We start from the raw sequence: 22,617 nt of genomic DNA on the forward strand, positions 1-22,617 counted from the left end.
GCGAATATGAACAAGAAAGCAAAAAAATTTGACTACGTACTGGCGGTAATCTTCGTATTCCTCGTCATCATCACCATTTATCCGTTCCTGAACGTACTGGCGATTTCGTTCAACGATTCTACGGATACCATTAAGAATGTAAACTTCATCATTCCGAGAAAGTTTACATTAAGCAACTATAAATATGTATTTAAAGACGGCGGCATTGCAATGCCGGCTGTGATTTCTGTAACAAGAACCATCATCGGAACAATCGTAGGTATTGTATGTACCTCGATGGTTGCTTACACATTAAGCCGCAGAGACTTCGTACTCCGCAAACCATTCCAGCTTCTGTTCGTTGTTACCATGTATGTCGGTGGCGGAATGATTCCGGAATACCTTCTGATTATCCGTACCTTAAAGCTGGGCAATAACTTCATGGTATACATTCTGCCTGGTCTGATGTGGGTTTATAATATGATTCTGGTCCGCTCTTATATCGACGGACTGCCGATGGCTCTGCAGGAGGCAGCAAAGCTCGACGGAGCAAACGATTTTCAGATCTGGTATAAAGTCGTTATGCCGCTTTGTAAACCGGTTATCGCAACCGTAGGTCTGTACTATGCAGTAGGTCAGTGGAACTCCTTCATGGATACTTACCTGTATGCGAAAAAACTCCCGACTCTGCAGTACAAACTGTATGAGATTATGAACCAGGCGACCATGAAAATGGACGTTCATGCAGGAACCAATGTACAGACGGCCGTAACACCAATGTCCGTACGTATGGCCGTAACGATTGTAGCAACTGTGCCGATCGTTATTGTATATCCGTTCCTTCAGAAATACTTTATCGGCGGTATGACACTTGGTTCTGTTAAAGACTGATAAAAAACAGTATTAAAAAATTTTTAGAAAAAGATGATGTTTATTCCTGCCAGGCGAAAGCAAGAGTGCAGGATGACATAAACCATTTTAAGGAGGGCTTTTATGAAAAGAAAAGTAGTATCACTCATGTTAGTATCTGCTATGGTGGCCGGAATGCTCGCAGGATGCGGTTCCGACAGTGGCAGCAGCAAGGGAGGATCCAGCACAGAGACTGGATCAGCGGCAGAGGCAAGTTCTTCAGGCGAGACAGCAGATGATGCAGATGACAAATCTCCGATTACCTTTGAGTATTTTAACGCTGATGGTAAAAACGGCAACTGGGATAACCCGGTAGCAAAAGCAATCACAGAGGCAACAGGCGTTACACTTGATGTTTCCTATCCGGTAGCATCCCAGGGTGATGCAAAAGAAGATATTGCGCTGATGATCGCAAATGATGAGTATCCGGACATGATTTATGCAAAAGGCTCAGCAACGGATTTGTATCAGGCAGGCGCGCTGATTGATATGACAGACCTGATTGAAAAATATGGTCCAAACATCAAAAAAATGTACGGAGCAGAGATGGAAAAACTGAAATGGAGCCAGGATGATCCTGGAATCTATCAGCTTTCCTACGCAGGTGTAAACCAGAAAACCCTGACAACAGGCGGAAGCTGCCAGATTCAGTGGGCTGCATTAAAAGAGAACGATTATAAATATCCGAAGACACTGGATGAGTATGAAAAAATGATCAAGAGCTATCTTGCAGCACATCCAAAAACAGAAGATGGTCTGGATATGATCGGTATCACCATGAGTGCTTCTGACTGGCACTGGATGATTACCCTTGGAAACCCGGCAGGACTGATCGCTGATGCATCCCCGGATAATGGACAGTGGATCATTGACGACGAGTACAACGTACATTACAAACATGTAACAGATGAAGAGAAAGAATACTTCAAATGGCTGTGCCGTATGTACAACGAAGGTATCCTGGATCCGAACTTTGCAACGCAGACAGATGATGACTATATTGCAAAAGTTGCCAGCGGCCGTGTTGTTGCCATCACCGATGCTGAGTGGCATTACAGCCAGTGCGAAGCTACTCTGGTAGCAGATGGAAAAGTAGATCAGACTTATGTTGGACTTCCTGTAACCTTAAGAGAAGATCAGGTAGAAAAAGCCCTTCTGTATCAGGGAACTACCGTTGGCTGGGGTATTGGAATTACCAAGAGCTGTGAAGATCCGGTTCGTGCCATCAAATTCCTTGACTATCTGTGCTCCGATGAAGGACAGATCCTGTATCACTGGGGTATCGAAGGCGAGAACTACTTCCTTGATGATGATGGACAGCCATATCGTACTGACGAAGAAGTAGCAAAAGCTCAGTCTGATCCGGATTATGCAAAGAACACCGGTATTGACAACTACACTGGATTCCCGATCTACGGAACAGGTTCCTACTCTGAAGACGGATTCCCATACACTCCAACTACCAAAGAGTCTGTTATTGCAAACTACAATACAGCAGAAAAAGAAGGATGCGAAGCGATGGGATTTGAAATGCTGACCGACATGTTTGCACAGCCGGAGGAGTTTGACCTTCTTCCATACTCTGCACTGTGGGCATATCAGCAGCCACAGGAACTGGCTGAGAAACAGACTATTCTGGATGAAATTGCATGGCCAGGACTGGTTAAGTGCGTAACTGGTACAGAAGATGAGTTTGATGCAAACTGGGAGAGCATGGTACAGGAGCTGACAGACAATGGTCTGGCAGATGCAGAAGAAGCTATGACAGAGTTCCTTGCTACCAAACTTGTTGATGTAGAGTAAGTAAAGCAAAAACATAAAAACATAAGGTTTTGCCGTTGAACGGAAGGCGGCACAAAAACATGGTCTGATATTATTAAATGTCAGGCCATGTTTTAAAATACAGCGACAGTAATGGGAAATGTGAAACATTGTAAAAAGATAACAGTATATGGAAAATCTGCAAACAATTTCATGAGACAAAATCATCGGGAGGTTTTTGGAAAATGACAGAAAAGAAGGAGTTTCAGGTAAACAAAAACACACCGTTCTGGGATGCATCACTGACGGATCAGGAAAGAATCGACTGGCTGTTAAAAGAAATGACGGTCGAAGAAAAACTGGGATACCTCGCCAGCTCTTCCCCGGATCTGCCGCGCCTTGGCATTCCGGGTGTCTCTGTGGGCGGTGAGGCGGCACACGGCGTTGAGGGCAGAAACGATCAGAACGGTCTTGGAAAACCGGATGTGACAACATCCTTCCCACAGCCGATCGGTATGAGTGCATCCTGGGATCCGGAGCTGATCAGACAGGCCGGTGAAATAACAGGAACCGAGGCGCGCGTCGTATGGCACCGCCATGAGGGCCATGGACTCAGCAGATGGGCTCCGACCGTTGATCTTGAGCGCGATCCGAGATGGGGAAGAAACGAAGAAGGTTACGGAGAGGATCCTGTGCTGACCGGAAAGATGGCCGGTGCTTATATCCGGGGAATGCAGGGCGATGATCTGAAGTATCTGCGCTGTGCAGCGACCTTAAAGCATTTCTATGGAAACAACACGGAGGTCGGCCGCGGATGGAAAAATTCTTCCATTGACCCGCGGAACAAATATGAGCTGTATCTGGAGCCATTCCGCAGATGTATTGAGGACGGCGGCGCAGAGGGCATTATGACGGCATATAACAAGATCAACGGAACGATCGGTATCCTGAATCCGGAAGTGACCGATATTCTGAAAAAACAGTACGGTCTCCGTCACGTTGTCAGCGACGGCGGTGCGATGGGACTTGTCGTGAATCTGCATCACTATTTCGGACAGCATGCGGAGACGATCGCAACGGCGCTGAAAGCCGGTGTGGATGCCATGTCTGACGATCCGCGTATGGTAGAGCAGGCGGCACGCGAGGCATATGAGCTTGGCATTCTGAAAGAAGAGGATATGGACCGCTCTATTCGCTGTATGATGGAGACGAAGCTTCGTCTCGGCGTTTATGATCGGGAAAATCTGAATCCGTATGACCGTGTGACCGAGGACGATATCGATTCCCCGAAGGCACGTGAAATCTGTAAAGAGCTGAGCCGCGAATCGATCGTACTTCTGAAAAATGAGAACGGAGCGCTGCCACTTGACAAAGCCCTGAAAGCAGAAGATATTGCCATTGTCGGACCGCTTGGTGATGCATGGTATCAGGACTGGTACGGCGGAACGGCACCATACCGCACAACCTTCCTGCAGGGGATGGAAGTACTGAAGCAGGAGAACATTACATTCGCGGATGGTCTGGATCGCGTTGTTTTCCGCTGTGATGGAAAAAGTCTTGCCGTAGCAGAAGACGGAACACTTCAGATGGCAGATGAGCCAGATGTGTTTATCAAGGAATACTGGGGTGAGGGAAGCTATACGTTCAAGAGTGTCCGTACCGGAAAATACCTCGGCGCAAGACTCTCAGAGTCGCAGGGAGAAAAGCCGAAAATGGGACAGATTGCGGCAGACCGGGAGGAAGCCTTCGACTGGTTCGTGATGGAGATTTTCCACGTGGAGCCACAGGAGGATGGCAGCGTTGTGCTGACCAACCGTTTCCATTACCCGGTTTATAAGGATGCAGAGGGATTTTTCTCCTTCGAGCAGACAGAGGGAATTCCGATTACGATGGAGGTTGTCGAAAACGGAATTGAAAAAGCAGTTGCTGCAGTCCGGGGCAAAAAGCAGGTTTTACTTGCGCTCGGCTGTAACTCCGTGATCAATGCGAAAGAGGAGATCGACCGCAACACACTGGAGCTGCCAGAGGAGCAGGAGATGCTGCTTGACCGGATCGCAGAGGTCAATCCGAATACCGTTCTGGTGCTGTTTACGAATTATCCGTACACACTTCAGAAAGCGATGGAAAAACTGCCGGCGATCATCATGTCTGCAACGGGAAGCCAGGATATGGGAAGCGCAATGGCAGAGGCTGTGCTTGGAATCTATGCACCGGCCGGCCGTCTGAATATGACCTGGTATGAGAGTATCGATCAGCTGCCGGACATTGACGATTACGACATCATCAAAGGAAAAAGAACGTACCGCTATTTCGACGGGAAGGAATTGTATCCATTCGGCTATGGCCTGACGTATACCACATTTGCGTATGAGAACTATAAGATTTCCTTAAAAGATGACCGTCTGCTGCAGATCTCTCTCGATGTGAGAAATACGGGCGATACCGCAAGCGACGAGGTCGTCCAGATCTACGGTTCCGCTTTGGAATCCTGCGTAAAGAAACCAATCTGCCAGCTGCTTGATTTTGTCCGTGTGAAAAACATTGCCCCGGGCGAGACGAGACACATCGCACTGGAAATCCCGGTGGAGGAGCTTCGCTTCTACGATGTCATCAGCCGCAGACTGATGGTAGAAGAAGGAACGTATGAAATCTATGCGGGCGCATCCTGCAAGGATAAAGCCGTTTCCGCAGAAATCTTTATTCCGGGCGGAAAAAGGGGAGTACGCGATCTGAGTGCATTTACCGCGGCAGACCACTACGATGATTACGAGAACATGTATCTGACGGAGGGCCACTTCAATTTCAAGGCAGTCCGCGTACAGGATGAGACGAAAGACGGCGTTCTCGTTTACCGTGACTGTGATCTTTCCGATGCTGCTGTTCTGGCGCTTCATGTGAAGAGTGAACGCGGCGGCAGTGTGGAAGCCTTTGTGGACGGTGTTTCGATGGGAAGCTTTACCGGTGACACAAGAACCTGTGAGTTCCGCAGCGCCCCGAAACTGGACCGCTATGCGGAGGAAGAAGTAAAAGAGCGCAACCGGTACCGCGAGCCGGTTTATGAGGATGTTGAAATTTCCCTCGCAGACAGACCGCAGACGGACGGCGCATCTGAGATCCGTCTCGTCCTGAAGGGAGATATGCGGATCTGCTATCTGCGTGTGCTGAAAAATAAGAGCACAGGAAAAATTCAGATGGGCGTAGCAAACTAACCAGATAACGTATTGTCTGAAAAAAGTATTGACAAATTGTGTGAATATGAATAAAATGTTCTTGTAAAAACAAAATACGGAGATCTTCAGGGCAGGGTGTGATTCCCTACTGGCGGTATAGTCCGCGACCCGCTGCGATATCAAACAGCGGCTGACTCGGTGCAACTCCGGGACCAACAGTTAAAGTCTGGATGAAAGAAGATGAAATAAAATTTATTTGCATGGAAATATTTTTGGTGCCCTGAATTCAAGAAAAGGAATTCAGGGCACTTTTTTTCGCGGGCAACGAGCCAAAGTCCGTGCTTGCACGAGACCTTGGCGACTGCCGCGAAAACGAGTTCAAATTCGTGGAGCGTATTTGGACTCGTTACTTCCGGCAGAACCGGTCAAGATCTCCAGAAAAAAGGAGAAATGCAGTTATGAATGCACAGACAACAGCAAAACAGACATCAAAGATGTCGCAAATCGGAAAAACCCGTTACATGGTACAGGTGGCAATGCTCGGCGCCGCCGCAGTCGTATTGATGTTTTTTGACATCCCGCTTCCGTTTGCCCCGAGTTTCTACAAGATTGATTTAAGCGAAGTTCCGGTGCTGATCGGAGCCTTTGCGATGGGACCTCTTGCCGGAGCTGCGATTGAGCTGATTAAGATTCTGCTGAACCTTGTCATGAAAGGAAGTACCACCGCAGGTGTTGGCGAAGTAGCAAACTTCCTGATTGGCTGTGCGTATGTTATGCCGGCCGCATGGATCTACAAAACACAAAAAACCAAGAAAAATGCCATGATCGGTATGGCAGTCGGAACCGTATTTCTGGCAGCAGCCGGCGGTCTTCTGAACGCTTTTGTACTGCTTCCGGCTTATGCAGCAGCCTTTGGAATGCCGATGGATGCCCTTGTGGGAATGGGATCTGCAGTCAACAAAGCAATTACAAGCCTTCCGACCTTTGTTCTGTTTGCCGTTGTACCGTTTAATATCATCAAAGGTGTTGTGGTATCACTGGTAACCATGCTTCTGTACAAGCACATCAGCAGACTGCTGAAGGGTGAGGCGATGAATTAGTTCATCATTTCCGAAATCATTTCCGTAAACGGAGAATCCAATAAATACGTTGTAGAGAGACGGACAAAATGCAGAGAGAAATCCTCTGTTTTTTGTCCGTCTTTTAAAATTTTCGGGGAATGGCGGCAATGGATTGCCCACACAGGTCTTTTAGTAGTACAATGAAGCATAATCGATAAAAGAAAATACGCAGCGAAATTGGAAAGGAGCGCAAAAAAAAGAGATCCGCACATTGGCTGAAATCTCTTTTCTATCACATTTTAATATTGTTATTATGTCTCGAAACTGTTAAGCGCTTTCCAGATGTTCCATCACTTGAACGCCCCATTTAAAAAGGGCGGTTCGCATGGCGAAGGTCAGGACTGCGGTAAGCAGAATCATCACGCTCGTGGTGATGTGGATGTTGAGGTGAAGTTTTCCGTACAGCAGGTAGCCGGCTCCGATCAGGATTGCGCCGACGGTGAGGTCGATGAGGACGGAGATCAGGGAGCGGTTGTTGGATTTTATGGCGGCGGTTTCGTTTTCCCAGTTTAATTTCGGAAATGCAAGGTCAAAAAGGAGCTGTTCATAGTTGACGAACAGGGTAAATAAAACCGTGATCACCGTGGTGTAAAGAAGGGTCGCCGGGTGCAGACCGAAGACGACAGCAATCATGTTGAAGACCAGAGCGTACGGCAAGGTGCCAAGGAGACTGATCAGGATGCCGCTTACCAGCATGGCACGGATCTGGTCGTGATAGCTCATCGGAATGCATTTCATATAGATGTATTCGCTGCCCTTTCGGGACATCGCTGTGGCGGAGATTACGCAGAACATGGACATCATGACGGCGATTCCGGCGGCGGTAAGGACGGCAACTGCGACGGGCAGTTCCCCTTTCAGGAGGCGGAATATGGTGCCATCGGCGACAAGCCGGGTCCAAAGGCCGGTGGTTTTAGCCATGCCAAGGCTGGAAATGATTGAAATGAGGGCAATACCAAGCATGAAGACCGGCCAGATGAGAGGCATCAGAACACAATTCATGAACCAGGCCGGTGTGCGGTACAGTTTTTTCCATTCAATCATCGCATAGGTGCGGACCGGATTTTTGCTTTTGACGGTTCGGGTCACTTCTTCTTTGGATAAAATGCGTTTTTCGCTGGTGGTCTCGCTCATGCCGAGGACAGCCGGGAGGTAGATTTTCCAGGCGAGAGCGAAAAAGACAGCAAGGATGACGGCTGTTGTAGCGATGTAGAGTATCATTTTGAGAAAGGATGCATCTGCAAGGCTTCCGGTCATCAGGGGCAGGTTCGGAAAAATGGTCCGGAAGGCGCGCAGAGTGCCCTTCTGGCTTTCCATCAGGTTCATGATATCCTGCATTTCAAAATTTCCGATACTGCGCGAAAATACGTTGATGCCGATCGCAAAAATCAGGGATGCGGCGAACCCGAGGTAGCTTAAGAAATCCTTGTTTCGGATATTTTTGAAAAGACGCATCACGAGCATCGTCAAAACTGCGGCGTAGACGAGCGGCACAACCGGGAAAATAAGGCAGGCGAGGATCATATTGATCCAGTAAAAAATGCCCATTTTGGCGCTGATCCCGTACCCTAACAGAAACGGAAAGAACAGCAGTACAATAAGATAGTATTCGTTCAGCAGACAGCAGAAGCCTTTCGCACCGACAATCTGCGCCGGGGTAAACGGCAGCGGCAAAAGCTTTACGAGGTCAGAGTCCATGTAATACTCGCTCAGAAACAGCGGCAGGCCATAGAAGAAAATGACCATCATGCCGATGGCACAGACGAACTCGATCAGCAGGGTTTCCAGCCCGAGCGGCTGCAGGAAGGTATAGCCGGAATATCCCAGAAGAAACAGTAAGACCGACACGGGAAGGAGGCAGACACCAAGCAGAAGGTATACAACGATACGTCCTCCGTCCGAAAATGCTTTCTTTTTTCCGCTCTTCTGATTGCTTTTTCCTGGTCCGCTTTTCAGAAGGAAACGGGTGAGAATCCATAAGTTACGCATGTTCGGTGATCTCCAGAAAGATATTTTCAAGTGTCTGATCCGGATAGGCCGCTTTTAATTCTTCCAGGGTACCCAGGTATACCTGGCGGCCGTGATGGATGATGGCGATGCGGTCGCAGAGTTTTTCCGCTACTTCCAGCACATGGGTGGAAAACAACACGGCGTTTCCGGCATCGGCGTGTTCACGCATCATCTGTTTGAGCTCGTGCGCGGAGCGCGGGTCAAGGCCGGTCAGCGGCTCATCGAGAATCCAGACCGGCGGCTTGTGGATCAGTGCGCCCATCACCATGATTTTCTGACGCATGCCATGCGAGTAGCTCATGATACGGCTCGAAAGGTTCTCTTCCATCTCAAAGCGTTTTGCGGTTTCTTCGATAAAACGCTGACGTTCTTCCGTTCCGACACCGTAGATATCTGCCATAAAATTCAGATATTCAATTCCCCTGACGCGAAGAAACGCATCCGGGTCGTCGGGCACAAAACCGAACTGGCGCTTGGCTTCGAGCGGATCCTTCTGGATATCTTTTCCATTGATTTCAATCGTTCCCTCGGACGGTGCCAGGATGCCGGTGATCATTTTTAATGTTGTCGTTTTCCCGGCTCCGTTTGGGCCGATAAATCCGGTGATCTTTCCATCTTCGATATCCCAGGAAAGATCATCGACGGCTTTTTTGCTTCCATCGCCGTAAATTTTGCTGACGTGGTTCAGACGAATCATGTTTTATTCCCCCTCTTTTTTTCTTGTAAAACGAAACTGTGACTCTCTTGCTTCGTTTCTAAAAACAGACTGCCCTTTTCTCACTCCGAAAGCTCTTATCCTTCCCTGCGCAGGAAAAGGAGTCAGGCGGATATTCGCAATCCGCTTCGCTACTTGCTTGATTCGGTTAAATTTCGAAGCACGGGCTGTGATCTTGTGTTTTTTTCAGTATGCATTCTTCTGCCAGAACTGTCAATCAGCGGAACGAAAAATACAGAATTTTGTAAGAACTTGTAAGACTTTTAGAGCGTGTCTGAAAAAAAAGATACCGCAAAGTGAAGCCTGCAGATTGCGGAAATGCTTTTTCAGACACGCTCCAGGATCAAATCCGATTTTACCCTCTACTTTTTCAGAATCACATCAATGACTGTATCGACTCCATCCGGCAATACCGGGTCTTCGCCGAGATCGGCGAATGCCATGGTCGGATAATCGCTGTGTACCCAGCTTGTGGAAACCGGGATTTCCGCGCCGGTTGCGACGTAGCGGATCGCCTGAATTTCTTCTTTTTTCACGCCGGGCAGCGGCAGCGGCCCAACGGTATTTTCATAGACATGAAAATACAGATGGTTTCCGTGGCGCGTCACACGGCCAAAGTCCGGTTTCTCAATACCGGCTTTTCCGCAGCCGTAAATGCTCTCTCCGTTTTTCTTCATCCACTTTCCAATCTCAGCCAGCCGTTCGATCGACTCCTCCGGGATATTTCCCCTGGCGTCCGGGCCGACATTCAAAAGCAGGTTTCCACCCTTCGATACGCACTCGACCAGCTTTTTGATCAGCATCGGTGCCGGTTTGAAGAAGTGGTCGTTGGCACAATAGCCCCAGTGATTGTTCATCGTAACGCAGGATTCCCAGGCGATATCGTTTCCATTTACATCCTGGATGCCATTCGGCGGAATCATCTGCTCCGGGCTCACAAAGTCGCCGTGGTACGGGGTCGGATTTCCGGCCGCCAGAGAACCGTAGCCCTCTCCGCTCACCTCGAGACGGTTGTCGATGATGACATCCGGCTGGAGCTTCCGCACCATATTGATCAGCTCCGTCGCTTTCCATGCTTCGCCGCGCAGCGTATCGTAGGAAAAGTCAAACCACAGCACATCGAGCTTTCCGTAGTTTGTGCAGATCTCGCGTACCTGATTGTGCATGTAGGTCAGGTAGCGGTCGAAATCGCGGTCATCGTTTTTGTATGCCGGGTTGTTCCGCATCGGGTGGTTCCGGTCGCCGTAATGTGGGAAATCGTCGTGGAACCAGTCGAGCAGGGAGAAATACAAACCGACCTTCAGTCCTTCTGCGCGGACGGCATCAACGTACTCTGCAACGAGGTCGCGGCCGCATTTCGTGTTGGTGGATTTGAAATCGGTATACTGGCTGTCAAACAGGCAGAATCCATCGTGATGCTTGGCAGTCAGAACCACGTATTTCATACCGGCCTCTTTCGCCGCCTTGGCCCATTTCCGCGGCTCGAAATCAACAGGATTGAACTCCTCAAAATATTTCATGTAATCTTCTTTTGGAATCTGCTCGGTACTCCGCACCCATTCTCCGCGCGCCGGGATGGCGTAAAGCCCCCAGTGGATAAACATGCCGAAACGGGCGTCGCGGTACCACTCCATCCGCCTGTCATAAGCTTCTCTGTCAAATTTGTACATCGTTTTGCTTCCTCCTGTTTTAGTTTTATATTGGTAATGATTCAGAGTACCATTTCGCATGGCTCTGAATCGTTACGTCAAGCGGATATTCGCAATCCGCTTCGCTGCTTGATTCGATTAAATCTTAATTTTCACCCATTTTCCCTGTTTAAATCGGATCGTCGCAAAGATAAACCGTGACATCTGATCCGCCAGCACGCCGAACCAGATTCCGACGATGCCAAGCCCCAGCGTGTAACCGCCGAGATACGAAACGATCGTACGAATAAATGTAACGCTGATCATAGATGCAACTGCCGTATAAAGCGTATCTCCAGCACCGCGCAGGCATCCCATGTAAATAACCTGACAGATCTGGAAAATGACGACGAAAATAATGACATGGATGATGCTGACACCGATTTCAATGATATGCTGTTCTTCAAAAAACAGGCTGTACAGCCATCTTCCGCCGAAAAGATAAATGGCAACGAGGCATACTGCGATGCCCGCGCCGATCAGACGGCACGTTCTGCCGTACTCTTTCGCAAGATCCGGCTTTTTTGCGCCAAGGCTCCGGCCGATCAGTGCAACCGCTGCGGACTGGAGGCCATCGCCGAACGCAAACGAAAGCGACATAATATTCATGCCGACCTGGTGTGCCGCCATCGCATCGGTTCCCTGTTTGGCCGCCATGATCGCCGTCATCATAAAGCCGATCCGCATGAAAACCTGCTCGAAAAACACACTGTACCCGACCCTGACCAGGCTGATGAACGCTGCAATCGTCGGTTTAATTTTGTTCTTCAGAATATAGCCAAGATTCAGGAATCCGTCTTGCTTTGTGATGGAAAGGATGCTCATCACACATCCGACAACCGTTCCTGTGACGGTTGCCAGTGCCGCACCCTGAATGCCGAGTGCCGGGAACCCGAAATGGCCGTTGATCAGAAGATAATTCAGAATAATATTAATCGTATTTGATGTTACATTTGTGCGCATCGTGATTTTTGTATTGCCCGCACCGCGCTGTGCCGAGTTGATCCCCATCTGGATACAGTTAAAAATCATACCGCCCATGATGATACGGAAATATGTTACTGCGCCGTTGAGCCGCACAGATGGATGATCGGACTTGCAAACGCCACAAATCCAACACTGAATGCAGCTGCCGCAAGGATAATAAATACAAGCGCAGTTACCAGAGTCTCATTCGCCGCACTCTGTCTTTGTTCCCCTCGCCGCCGCGCAACAAGGGCGGAAATCGACACATTCAGTGCAAAGAAAAACGCCAGGCCAAGCAGCTTCGGCTGTGTCGTCAGGCCGACCGCGGCAACTGCGTAAGAGCCAAGCGAGCTTACCATCAGCGAATCCACAAGACCCGCAAATGCAATAAAAAACGACTCCACGATCGCCGGCCACGCCATGTTGACGGCGGTCTGGAATGTGTCTTTGTGGTATTTCCCCTGTAACTTGTTTCCTAAGTACCCCATTTCTTTTCCTCTCTTTCGTCCCAATACCAATTTCTATTTTACTTTGTTTTAACAGAAGGGTCAATACGGTACCGGCAGAAAAAAGCCAGCCGCAAAAGCAAAATTCTTTTCGCTTTTTGTGGCTGGCTTTTCTTTTATCTTTCCGTAGCGATTCAGACCCCCATCTTGATTCCGCTTACGCTACATCCCAGTATTGCTTCTTATTTTTTCAGCACAAATTCTGCCTTATTCTCTGTCGTGCTGTCGCTTCCGATGAAGACTTCGAAAGCACCGTTTTCACTTTCTACACGCTCATTTTCTGTCAGGAAGCGAAGCTCTTCTTCTGTGATTTTGAAGATGACTTCGGTTTCTTCTCCCGGCTGAAGGGTTACCTTGCAGAAATCTTTCAGCTCTTTCACCGGGCGTACCACGGATGCGGCTACGTCGTGGATGTAAAGCTGTACGGTCTCGGTTCCCTTTGTATCGCCGGTGTTTTTCACGATTACGGAGGCTTTAATCTCATCTTCCATGCCAAGCTCTGCCTTGTCCAGTTTCACATCTGAAATTGCAAAGCTGGTGTAGCCAAGGCCATATCCGAACGGGAACAGTGGTGCGTTCGGGATATCGAGGTATTTGGAACGGAAACGGTCTTTGTCCTTGCCCGGCACATGCGGTCTTCCGGTGGAATACTCGTTGTAGTGAACCGGCACCTGGCCTACAGAATACGGGAAGCTCATGGTCAGCTTGCCGCTTGGAGCGTATGCACCGAAAACAACGTCTGCGATTGCATTGGCACCTTCGGTACCCGGCATCCATACTTCAAGAACGGCTTTTGCTTTCGATACGACATCGCGCAGGTCGAGCGGACGGCCGTTGAAGAGAACAACGACAATGTTTTCATTGACCTCCGAAACGCGCTCAAGCAGTCTCTGCTGGATTTCCGGAATGCGAATGTTCGCGTTACTGGTTGCCTCGCCGGACTGCAGACGGTCCTCACCGATCGCAAGAACGACAACCTCGGCCTCCTTTGCTGCGTTTACAGCCTCAAGAAGCATTGCCTCCTCTTCCTCCGGTGTGTGGGACTGCTCCATCGCTTCACCGAAGCCCTCCAGACGGATGTCGGAGCCGAGCATCGGGGAACCTGCATGGAAGCTCATGTTTGTCGTATCTGCCTGCGCTTTTACGGCCTCTTCCAGATTTGTCACATCCTTTGCATCTCCGATGAAGGACCAGGCGCCCATCAGGTTTCTGCTGTGGACATACGGTCCGACCCAGGCAATTTTTTTCTCCTTGCCAAGCGGCAGGATTTTCTCTTCGTTTTTCAGCAGGACAAACGATTTTCTTGCGGCTTCTCTTGCCAGGGCGCGGTGCTCTTTGCAGAGAATGACCTCTTTTTCTTTCGTCTCATCTGCGTCTTTATACGGATTTTCAAACAGTCCCAGTTTGTTTTTCAGTTCCAGAATACGCATACAGGACTCATTGATCAGATCCTCGGAAATCTTGCCCTCTCTTACAAGGCGGCACAGGTTCTCGCAGTAAATACCGGTCATCATATCAATGTCAACGCCTGCCTCGGCGGAGCGGACAGCTGCCTCCTCACGGTCTGCGCAGTAGCCGTGGTAAATAATCTCCTCGATTGCCGCCCAGTCGGAAATCAGAACGCCGTCAAATCCCATCTCGTCACGCAGAATGCCGCGCATCAGTTTCTTGTTTCCGGTTGCCGGAACACCGTTTACCATGTTGAAGGAAGTCATTACCATCGCTGCGCCTGCATCGATGCCGGCTTTGTAGGACGGCAGATAGAAGTCACGGAAGGTATGCTCGGAAAGCTCTACCGTATTGTAGTCTCTTCCTGCTGTCGGAGCACCATAGCCTGCGAAATGCTTCACACAGGAAGCAATCTTGTACGGCTCCTTCAGATCGTCTCCCTGGAATCCGCGTACCATTCCGGCACAGAACAGACCGTTCAGATACGGATCCTCACCGGTAGACTCCATGACACGGCCCCATCTTGCATCGCGGACCAGGTCGGTCATCGGTGCGAAGGTTACGTGAAGGCCGGAAACGGCTGCCTCTTTTGCAGCAACTGCCGCACACTTTTCGGACAGCTCCGGTTCAAACGTTGCGCCCTGTCCCAGCGGAATCGGGAAAATGGTCTTGAAGCCGTTGATGACATCCAGCATGAACAGCATCGGGATATGATGCGGGTGCTGCTCCACGAAATCCTTCTGGATTTTCTTTAATGTTTCTGCGCCCATGGAACCCAGGATGGAACCGGAAAGCGCTACATTTTCCGGCGTAAAGCCTTTATCTGCCATCGGTCCCATCGCCGTGATGTCCATATCTTTATTGAAAAAGGCACCCACCACCTGGCTCATCTGGTTTACTTTTTCTTCCAGCGTCATGTCGGCCAGAAGCTCTTTTAATTTCTGCTCGGTCATTTTTTCTCCTCCATACCTCGTTTTTGCTGTATCTGCTTCTTCAGAAACCCCTAAAATGTCAGAAAAATATCGCTTTTCCGTTTTTTCTGAATCTTATATTGAAATTTTACCACATCTGACCTGAAAAAAATATCCCCTGATCCGACCTTTTTCTTTCACTATTCCGACCTGTTTGCTGCTGTTCCGGTGCGTAAGAAAGTGATAAAATCCTCTGTTATTTCCCGGACATGTGAAGGGTGGCTTTCCGCTATTTTTCACTAAAGCTTCTTCGGTATTCCAGCGGTGCGTATCCCGTATTGTCCTTAAACATCTTCGTAAAGTACGAGAAATTGCTGTACCCCACATACAGCGACACCGTATTGATCGGCAGCGTGCTCTGTGTCAGAAGCTTTTTTGCCTCCTCCACCCGCTTTTGGATGATATAATTACTGATCGAAATACCCTTTTCTTTTTTAAAAATCCGGGACAGATAATCCGTATTCAAAAAGACAAGCTCCCCAAGCTCCTCCCGGTGAATCTCCTCCCGGTAATGTGCATCGATATAAGCGCATACCTGGCTCGTAACCGAATCTGATTTGTTGATGTACTGTCTGTACTGAACTGCTTTCCGAACCAGTACCCCGGCATATTCCATCATCTCTTCTCTGCCATAAAGGGAATTCCGATGCAGGTTTTCCATGTCCGCATCTGCAAACAGTGCATACGCCTTGATCTCCCGTTCCGAAAGCCATGCATACACCACCTGCGTCAGATCGGTACGGAGTGCTACCAGAAGCTCCCTGGTAATCATTCCTTCCCGCTCCGTCCGGTCAAGGTATTTCTGCAGCCGCTCCAGCAGCTCCTCCGGTTTTTCCTCCGAAAGCAGAGCTTTCCATACATCCAGCTCCCTATTTTCGTAGCTGGTCTGCGGAGCCTGAAATTCGTTCAGAAACAGCACCTCGTTTCGCACGGAAAGGCTTCCCTCCCGCATTTTCTGAAGATTCCGGCTCTGCTTTTGCATCCCCCGCACAGATTCCCACTGTCCGGCACCACACCACAGCTCCGGATAGATTTTTTCATTCATCCACGCAACAAACTGCCGCAGAATTTCACAATCCCGTCCACCGTCCTGCGGGAATGCTTTTTCCTTTGACTGTGTAACAATCCAGTAGCTGCCCGGTTCCTGGTAAAAAACAGTATCTACCGCAATATCCGTTTCCTCATACAGTTCCGACAGCACATTTTCGATCACAAATTCCATGGTCGCGGTATCCCACATCTCCCGCTTATTGCTCTTTATTTCCGGCATCAGACAAATCAGCCGGAAATAGTGTCCCGGTCCGTATGGCAACTGACGCTGTGCCGCCGTTTCGCAGAATTTTTTCTCAGAGAAGCCGTCTTTCAGCACATTTTTCCAGATATCCTGCTGCAGAATTTTTCTGTTCCGGTTCCACTTGATGCTTTCCTGCCTGAGATCCTGTATTTTCTTTTCTTTCGCAACGGATTCCGCCGCACGCTGTACGGCCTCCTTCAGCTTTTCAAAATCAATGGGCTTCAGCAGATAATCGACACTGTTCAGCTGTATCGCTCTTCTGGCATAGTCAAACTCCGCATAGCTTGTCAGGAAGATGACCTGGACCTTCAGCTCCTCTTTCCTGACCCACTCCACAAAGTCGAATCCCGTTCCGCCCGGCATCACGATATCGCTGATTACAATATCAATGTCCACCATTCCCATGATGTTCTTCGCCTGCTGTACGGAAAACGCGGTATACACCTCGTTCACCCCGGTCTCTGTAAGATCGAGGTTTCTTTTGATACTTTCAATCACGTACTCTTCATCATCCACGAGCAATAGTTTCATGTTCTTCTCCCCCTGTCTTGTATGGAATATGGATATCTACAATTGCTCCGCCGAGCGGGCTGTTATCGAAATGAATCTCTCCTGTATCACCATAATAATAACGGAATCGTTTCAGGCAGTTTTCAATCCCGATATGCTTTCCATGCTCGGAAATATCTTCCCCTGCTTTCAGCCTTTGCAGCGTCTCCTCCGGGAAGCCGTTTCCGGTGTCCGAAATATAAATGTTGACATACTTTTCTTCGCCGCGGTCCTCCGGGTAAACCGTCACGGAAATCAGCGGAACCGTCTCCAGCGTCAGAGCATGTTTTGCCGCATTCTCTACAAACACCTGAATCAGAAACGGGAAGATTACCGCGTCTTTCACTTCTTCATGGACTTCAAAATAATAGGTGAATTTTTCCGGATAGCGCAGCAGCAGAATTTTGAGGTAATTTTCACAGTGGTTCGTCTCCGCCGTTACCGGCACCATCTCGCTCGTATTCCGGAAAATATACGCAAGATAATCGGACGTAATACGGCTCATCGACTTTGCATGGTCGTACTGACCGAAGTCGATCATGCTGTAGATAAAGTTCAGACAGTTCATATAAAAATGCGGGCGGATCTGGATTTTCAGGTAGTCCATCTCGATTTTCTGTTTTTCCAGCTCCTGCTCATACAGCGTGATCTTCAGACGTCGGATCTGATGAATCATGTTTCGGAATTTATCGTCAATCTGCTCCAGCTCTACCAGATTTCCTTCCGACATCTGATAGGTGAGATCCCCATTGTCATATTTTTGAAGATTTTCCGTAAACATAGCGACCGGCTTCAGGATTTTTGTCTTCAGATGGAACAGCAGCACGGAACCGGCAATCACCATCAGAAATGCAACGCCGAGAAGAGCAAACACACTTCCCGTCATCAGATTTAAGACTCCCGTCCAGGAGATTTTTGTACGAATTTCAAACGGTGCCTGTGAAAGCTCCTGCCGGAACGTATAATTGCCGGTATCAAGCTTCAAACCATCCGTTACAATTCCTTTTTCCGTCAGTGTTCCGATGCTTTTTCCGTTCTGGTCAACGAGACTGACATAGCCGCTCTTCCCAAGAGACAGCTCAGAGAACGGTTCCAAAATCGTCTTCAGATTGACGTAGCAGCCGAATCCGACACCCTGACTCTGTGCTACCTTGAGCATATAAACCTCATTGCCCTGGCGCATCACGGTCCATTTTTTCTTGACTGCATACGTCTGCTGGGACAGACTCCTGATCCGGCGCTTCAGCGCTTCCTGCAGATACGGATCAATGGAATAACGCCCGTCGGAGGAAATGCTCAGCTGATATAAGCTCTCATCCTTCTGCGTATAGAGAAAAACATTGTAATCCGTTCCGAAATCCCACGCTGCAGATACATAGTTCCTTCGCAGCTGTGTGATGACATATTCCTCATACTGATCCTTCTCCATCAGATCCATGTATTTCCAGAAAGCAGAATCCGGGTTGGAGCTGTCCATTACGGTCGAAAACAGATTTCGGCTGATTCGAAAAAAACGGTTGTCCAGCTCATCCGTATACAGCTTTGAAACCTCCTCCAGCTGCTCATATACCTGCTGCTGCGTCCGGTTCAGAATAAGCATGCTCCCAGCCAGAAAAAGCAGCAGCATACTCAGCAGGCAGATCAAAAGATAACGCCCCTGCTGCGCCAGTGTTGTTTTTTTCGTCTGTTTTGAAATACGCATGATATTTCCTCCTTTTTTCTGTTCCGGTACGCTCGAAATTTTTCCGTGTTTGATTTTACGAACTGATCTTTTTTTCTGAATATAATACAGCAGAAAAACAGTACACCTCATGTTTCCATGAGTCTGTACTGTTTTTCTGATTTATGTCGGAAACACCGAAATGTTTCTCTTTTTTATTCCTGCATGGAAAATCATCCCTTTACCGCGCCAAGTGTGATACCTTCTGCGAAGTATTTCTGAAGGAACGGATAGATGATAAACAGCGGCAGCATGGCGATAAATGCGATTGCCATACGGATCGAGGTTGTCGGCAGCTTTGCCACCTCCGCGCCGATATTTCCGGTTACTTTTCCACTTGCCAGATACTGAATATCGGTGATCATCTGGTTCAGCAGGTTCTGGATGCTGTAAAGCTTCTGACCGTCATTTCCTGATAAATAGTATAAACCATTTGTCCAGTCATTCCAATAGCCAAGTGCGGAAAACAGTCCCATTGTTACCAGAATCGGTTTTCCAAGCGGAAGGGTGATGCTGGTAAAAATTTTCATGTGTCCGGCGCCATCGATTTTGGCTGCCTCGAACAGCGCGTCCGGGATACTGGTGCTAAAGTAGCTTCGGATCATCAGCACGTTGTTTGCGCTTAACAGGAAGCCCGGAACAATCAATGCCCAGATCGTGTTTTTGATGTGAAAATACTTTACATACATCAAGTAGGTCGGCACCAGTCCGCCGTTGAACAGCATCGTGAAGAATACGAAAAAGGTAATTGCTCTGCGGTACGGCAGCTTTTTAATCGAAAGCGGATATGCCAACAGAGCGGACATCGCAAGGTTTGCAACGGTACCGATGATGGTTACAAAAATGGTAATTCCGTATGCTCTCAGGATTTTCTCGCCCTGGCGAATGATATAGGAGTAAGCATAGAAGCTGAATTTCTCCGGGAAGAACGAATATCCGTTGCGGATCAGTGTGTTTTCATCGGTCAGCGAGGAAATAAATACGAGTACAAACGGCAGTATAATGGATAACGTAATCAGAATGAGTACTACATTAATCCAGAACTGGAAACGTTTTGCTTTTTTTGAATTTGTCATACTTCCATCCTCCTAGAATAATGCCTGGTCTTTGTCTACTTTGCGGACAATCCAGTTGCTCAACATTACGACACAGAAGCCTACCAGAGACTGGTATACACCGGCTGCAGATGACATACTGATATTTCCCTGTTCAATCAGGGCACGGTATACATAGGTATCGATAACGTTTGTGGTCGGGAACAGAACACCGGAGTTCATTGGTACCTGATAGAACAGACCGAAATCGGAATAGAAAATTCTTCCGATGCTGAGGAGCAGCAGGGTGATGATGGTCGGAACGAGACTCGGCAGTGTGATTTTCGTGATCTCCTGCCATTTGCTTGCACCGTCCAGTCTTGCAGCCTCATAGAAGGAAGGATCGATACCGATCAGGGATGCGATGTAAATCAGGCATCCGTATCCTACGCCCTTCCAGCAGTTCGCGATAATCAGGATCGCCGGCCAGTATTTCGGTTTCTGGTACCACTGAATCGGGTCAATGTGGAACAACGGAAGGATGGAGTTGTTGACAAGACCATTTTCTGCACTCAGAAGCGCATATACGATGTAGCTTAAGATAACCATGGACATCAGGAACGGAAGAAGAATTGCACTCTGGTACACTTTTTTGAGCTTTGTGTTTCTTACCTCCGTAATCAGAATCGCAATGGCAATTCCGACTACCATGTTTATAAGAATAAATGCAACGTTATACAGCAGCGTGTTTCTTGTAATGATCCATGCATCCTTCGAGGAAAACAGGAACTTAAAGTTGTCGAGTCCTGCCCATGGGCTTGCCCAGATACCTTTTGCAAAGTTCAGTTTTTTAAACGCAATCACCATACCTGCCATCGGGATATAGTTATTGATCAGCAGATACAGAAGTGCCGGAAGCATCATCAGATAAAGCGGCCAATATTCCTTCAGCACGTTTTTCTTTTTCTCTTTTTTAACCTCTGCTTTTTTCATAAAGCGTGTCTCCTTTTATGAGGGCTGTTTTTTCAGGTTCTTTCACAGAGAAAGCTCCACATCTTTTCGGGTAAGAGTGGAGCCTTCGGTTACTGTATCACACCGGATTTTCTTTTGCCCCGGTCGTGTTCTTTTTACAAATTATGGTGCTTATTTCGCTGCAAGAAATGCATCCAGCTGCTCCTGCTTTGCAGCAATGACATCATTGATTCCCGCATCATCCAGTGCCTCCAGGAACTGTGGAAGCAGTTCTTCCGGATCTCCAGAACCGCTGTAAAGTGCTCCGCTGTACTGTTTTACAACGTTGGACAGAGCCGATACCTGATTGGTATATTCGCTGTTATCAAAGACAAATCCCAGTGCTTTCGACTCGATACCGGAAGCGTTGAACTTCTGCATTTTGTCCCAGAGCTGCGGGTCAGATCCATCCCATTTGTATGCGATGAACTGGTTCGGAAGCTCCCATCCACAGTTAAAGCTGTAGCCTGCATTGTCTGCTGTTACACCGTCCGGGTAGTTGATGATTCCGTTTTCTTCATCTTCTACTACGTAGTCGGTTCCCTCTTCGCCCCAGTTCAGAAGGTTCATGACCTCCGGGCTGCCATAGATGTAATCGAGAACCTGCATTGCTTTTTCCGGATTTTCGGAGTTCTGTGCTACAGAGAAGATAACTCCGCTGTAGGAGGAAGAGTTGATCATCGGTGCATCATAGAACGGTACGATGTCAAAATCATATCCGGTAGAACTCTGGAACTCAACCGGAGTACCTGGATGATAGGCGAAGAACAGGGAGAACAGGTTTCCTGCTTTGCATACGGTTCTCCAGTTTTCTGTGTTTGTTCCGGCATCCTTGCTGATATAGCCTTTCTGATACCAGTCATACAGCATCGTTGCGGTATCTTTGAACCAGTCGGTCGCAAAGAAGTTCTCTACGGTTGTGCTGTTGGCCTGATCCATCAGAACGCCCGTGTTGGCATCGCCAAGTCCATCACCACGGAACAGACGGGTCAGTGGGGTATCACCTTCGTTGATGGAATACAGCATTGTCATGTCAGGCTCGCCTGCCTGTACGGTCTCAAATACTTTCTCCATATCCTTCGGCTCTTTGATTTCATCGGTATTGATATTATACTTTTCTACCAGGTCTTTTCTCATGAAGACGGCTGGAATGCTGCCTCGTTCGATCTGGTTCGGAACGCCATAGACAAACCCATCAATCTGATTTGTTTTTGCAATATCCTCGCCATAGATATCTTTCAGGTTTGTGCCGTATTTGTCAATCAGTTCAGACATATCCATGATCTGGCCGGAATGCATATACTGTACAGCTGTTGTTGCATTTGTGTACAGAAGATCGATTTTCTCATCGCCGGAAAGCATCAGCTGTAACTGCTGAGATGCGCTTGCCCACGGAAGAACAACGATATCGAGCTTTGCGTTCAGCTCCGGCTCCAGAATCTCGTTGATTTTTTCTTCGATTCTCTCTTCATCCTGCTGCTGGCTGCCCTGCAGTACCATAGTTACAGTGTACGGCTCGCCTTTTTCCTCTGTCTTTGCTGTGCTTCCGGAAGCTGCGGAGGAACCGGAATCAGAACTGGATCCTGTGCTTCCGCATGCTGCCATGGAAAATGCCATGGTTGCTGCAAGAATGCCTGCTAACACTTTTTTCTTCATACTTTTTCTCCTTTTCACGTATCGTGTTGTGTGACCTTTGATGGTTGTATTATAGCAGGATTTTGACTTACAACTCTATAACTGATTTGACTTTGAAGTATCACTCTT

General features: G+C 48.3%; 13 protein-coding genes, 1 pseudogene and 1 riboswitch. Of the genes and pseudogenes, 4 read left to right on the forward strand and 10 right to left on the reverse strand.

Annotated elements, in window-relative coordinates:
- Positions 1-6: 6 nt before the first annotated feature.
- The 4 genes from DWX00_RS17755 to DWX00_RS17770 all read left to right on the forward strand — a co-directional run bounded on the left by DWX00_RS17755 (position 7) and on the right by DWX00_RS17770 (position 6,919).
- Positions 7-870 carry a carbohydrate ABC transporter permease gene (locus DWX00_RS17755; RefSeq protein ID WP_117510366.1) on the forward strand — a complete coding sequence of 288 codons (864 nt, stop codon included), beginning with the start codon at positions 7-9 and terminating at the stop codon, positions 868-870.
- A 102-nt stretch (positions 871-972) separates the two neighbouring features.
- Positions 973-2,691, forward strand: coding sequence for an extracellular solute-binding protein (locus tag DWX00_RS17760; RefSeq protein WP_117804646.1), 1,719 nt, complete (start codon positions 973-975; stop codon positions 2,689-2,691).
- Positions 2,692-2,894: 203 nt separating this feature from the next.
- Positions 2,895-5,858 carry a beta-glucosidase gene (locus DWX00_RS17765; protein ID WP_118595915.1) on the forward strand — a complete coding sequence of 988 codons (2,964 nt, stop codon included), beginning with the start codon at positions 2,895-2,897 and terminating at the stop codon, positions 5,856-5,858.
- 78 nt (positions 5,859-5,936) lie between these two features.
- Positions 5,937-6,065: riboswitch (FMN riboswitch) on the forward strand.
- A gap of 212 nt (positions 6,066-6,277) precedes the next feature.
- Positions 6,278-6,919, forward strand: a complete 642-nt coding sequence (locus DWX00_RS17770) for an ECF transporter S component (RefSeq protein WP_022461231.1) — start codon at positions 6,278-6,280, stop codon at positions 6,917-6,919.
- A 288-nt stretch (positions 6,920-7,207) separates the two neighbouring features.
- Here the strand turns inward: DWX00_RS17770 and DWX00_RS17780 are convergent, their stop codons facing one another.
- The 10 genes and pseudogenes from DWX00_RS17780 to DWX00_RS17825 all read right to left on the reverse strand — a co-directional run bounded on the left by DWX00_RS17780 (position 7,208) and on the right by DWX00_RS17825 (position 22,509).
- Positions 7,208-8,929, reverse strand: coding sequence for a putative ABC transporter permease subunit (locus DWX00_RS17780; protein WP_117761457.1), 1,722 nt, complete (start codon positions 8,927-8,929; stop codon positions 7,208-7,210).
- Positions 8,922-9,647 carry an ABC transporter ATP-binding protein gene (locus DWX00_RS17785; protein WP_055221955.1) on the reverse strand — a complete coding sequence of 242 codons (726 nt, stop codon included), beginning with the start codon at positions 9,645-9,647 and terminating at the stop codon, positions 8,922-8,924. The genes DWX00_RS17780 and DWX00_RS17785 overlap by 8 nt, the downstream gene beginning before the upstream one ends.
- Before the next feature lie 380 nt (positions 9,648-10,027).
- Entirely contained in the window at positions 10,028-11,335 is a 1,308-nt protein-coding gene (locus tag DWX00_RS17790; protein ID WP_117510370.1) for an alpha-L-fucosidase, read from the reverse strand.
- A gap of 117 nt (positions 11,336-11,452) precedes the next feature.
- Positions 11,453-12,807, reverse strand: a pseudogene (locus DWX00_RS17795) (MATE family efflux transporter).
- 200 nt (positions 12,808-13,007) lie between these two features.
- Positions 13,008-15,227: a beta-glucosidase BglX gene (bglX, locus tag DWX00_RS17800; RefSeq protein ID WP_118595916.1), complete on the reverse strand. Its 2,220-nt coding sequence runs from the start codon at positions 15,225-15,227 to the stop codon at positions 13,008-13,010.
- Positions 15,228-15,474: 247 nt separating this feature from the next.
- Positions 15,475-17,070, reverse strand: coding sequence for a response regulator transcription factor (locus DWX00_RS17805; protein WP_118595917.1), 1,596 nt, complete (start codon positions 17,068-17,070; stop codon positions 15,475-15,477).
- Positions 17,048-18,790 (reverse strand): sensor histidine kinase, encoded by a 1,743-nt coding sequence (locus DWX00_RS17810; RefSeq protein WP_118595934.1) that lies wholly within the window; start codon positions 18,788-18,790, stop codon positions 17,048-17,050. Before DWX00_RS17810 ends, DWX00_RS17805 begins: the two co-directional genes overlap by 23 nt.
- Before the next feature lie 191 nt (positions 18,791-18,981).
- Positions 18,982-19,884 (reverse strand): carbohydrate ABC transporter permease, encoded by a 903-nt coding sequence (locus DWX00_RS17815; protein ID WP_118595918.1) that lies wholly within the window; start codon positions 19,882-19,884, stop codon positions 18,982-18,984.
- Positions 19,885-19,896: 12 nt separating this feature from the next.
- On the reverse strand, positions 19,897-20,835 hold the full coding sequence (locus DWX00_RS17820; protein ID WP_118595919.1) for an ABC transporter permease: 939 nt from the start codon (positions 20,833-20,835) through the stop codon (positions 19,897-19,899).
- Positions 20,836-20,985: 150 nt separating this feature from the next.
- On the reverse strand, positions 20,986-22,509 hold the full coding sequence (locus tag DWX00_RS17825; protein ID WP_118595920.1) for an ABC transporter substrate-binding protein: 1,524 nt from the start codon (positions 22,507-22,509) through the stop codon (positions 20,986-20,988).
- Between the last annotated feature and the right edge of the window lie 108 nt (positions 22,510-22,617).

It is taken from the genome of Blautia sp. AF17-9LB (assembly GCF_003479185.1).
Lineage (GTDB): Bacteria > Bacillota > Clostridia > Lachnospirales > Lachnospiraceae > Fusicatenibacter > Fusicatenibacter saccharivorans.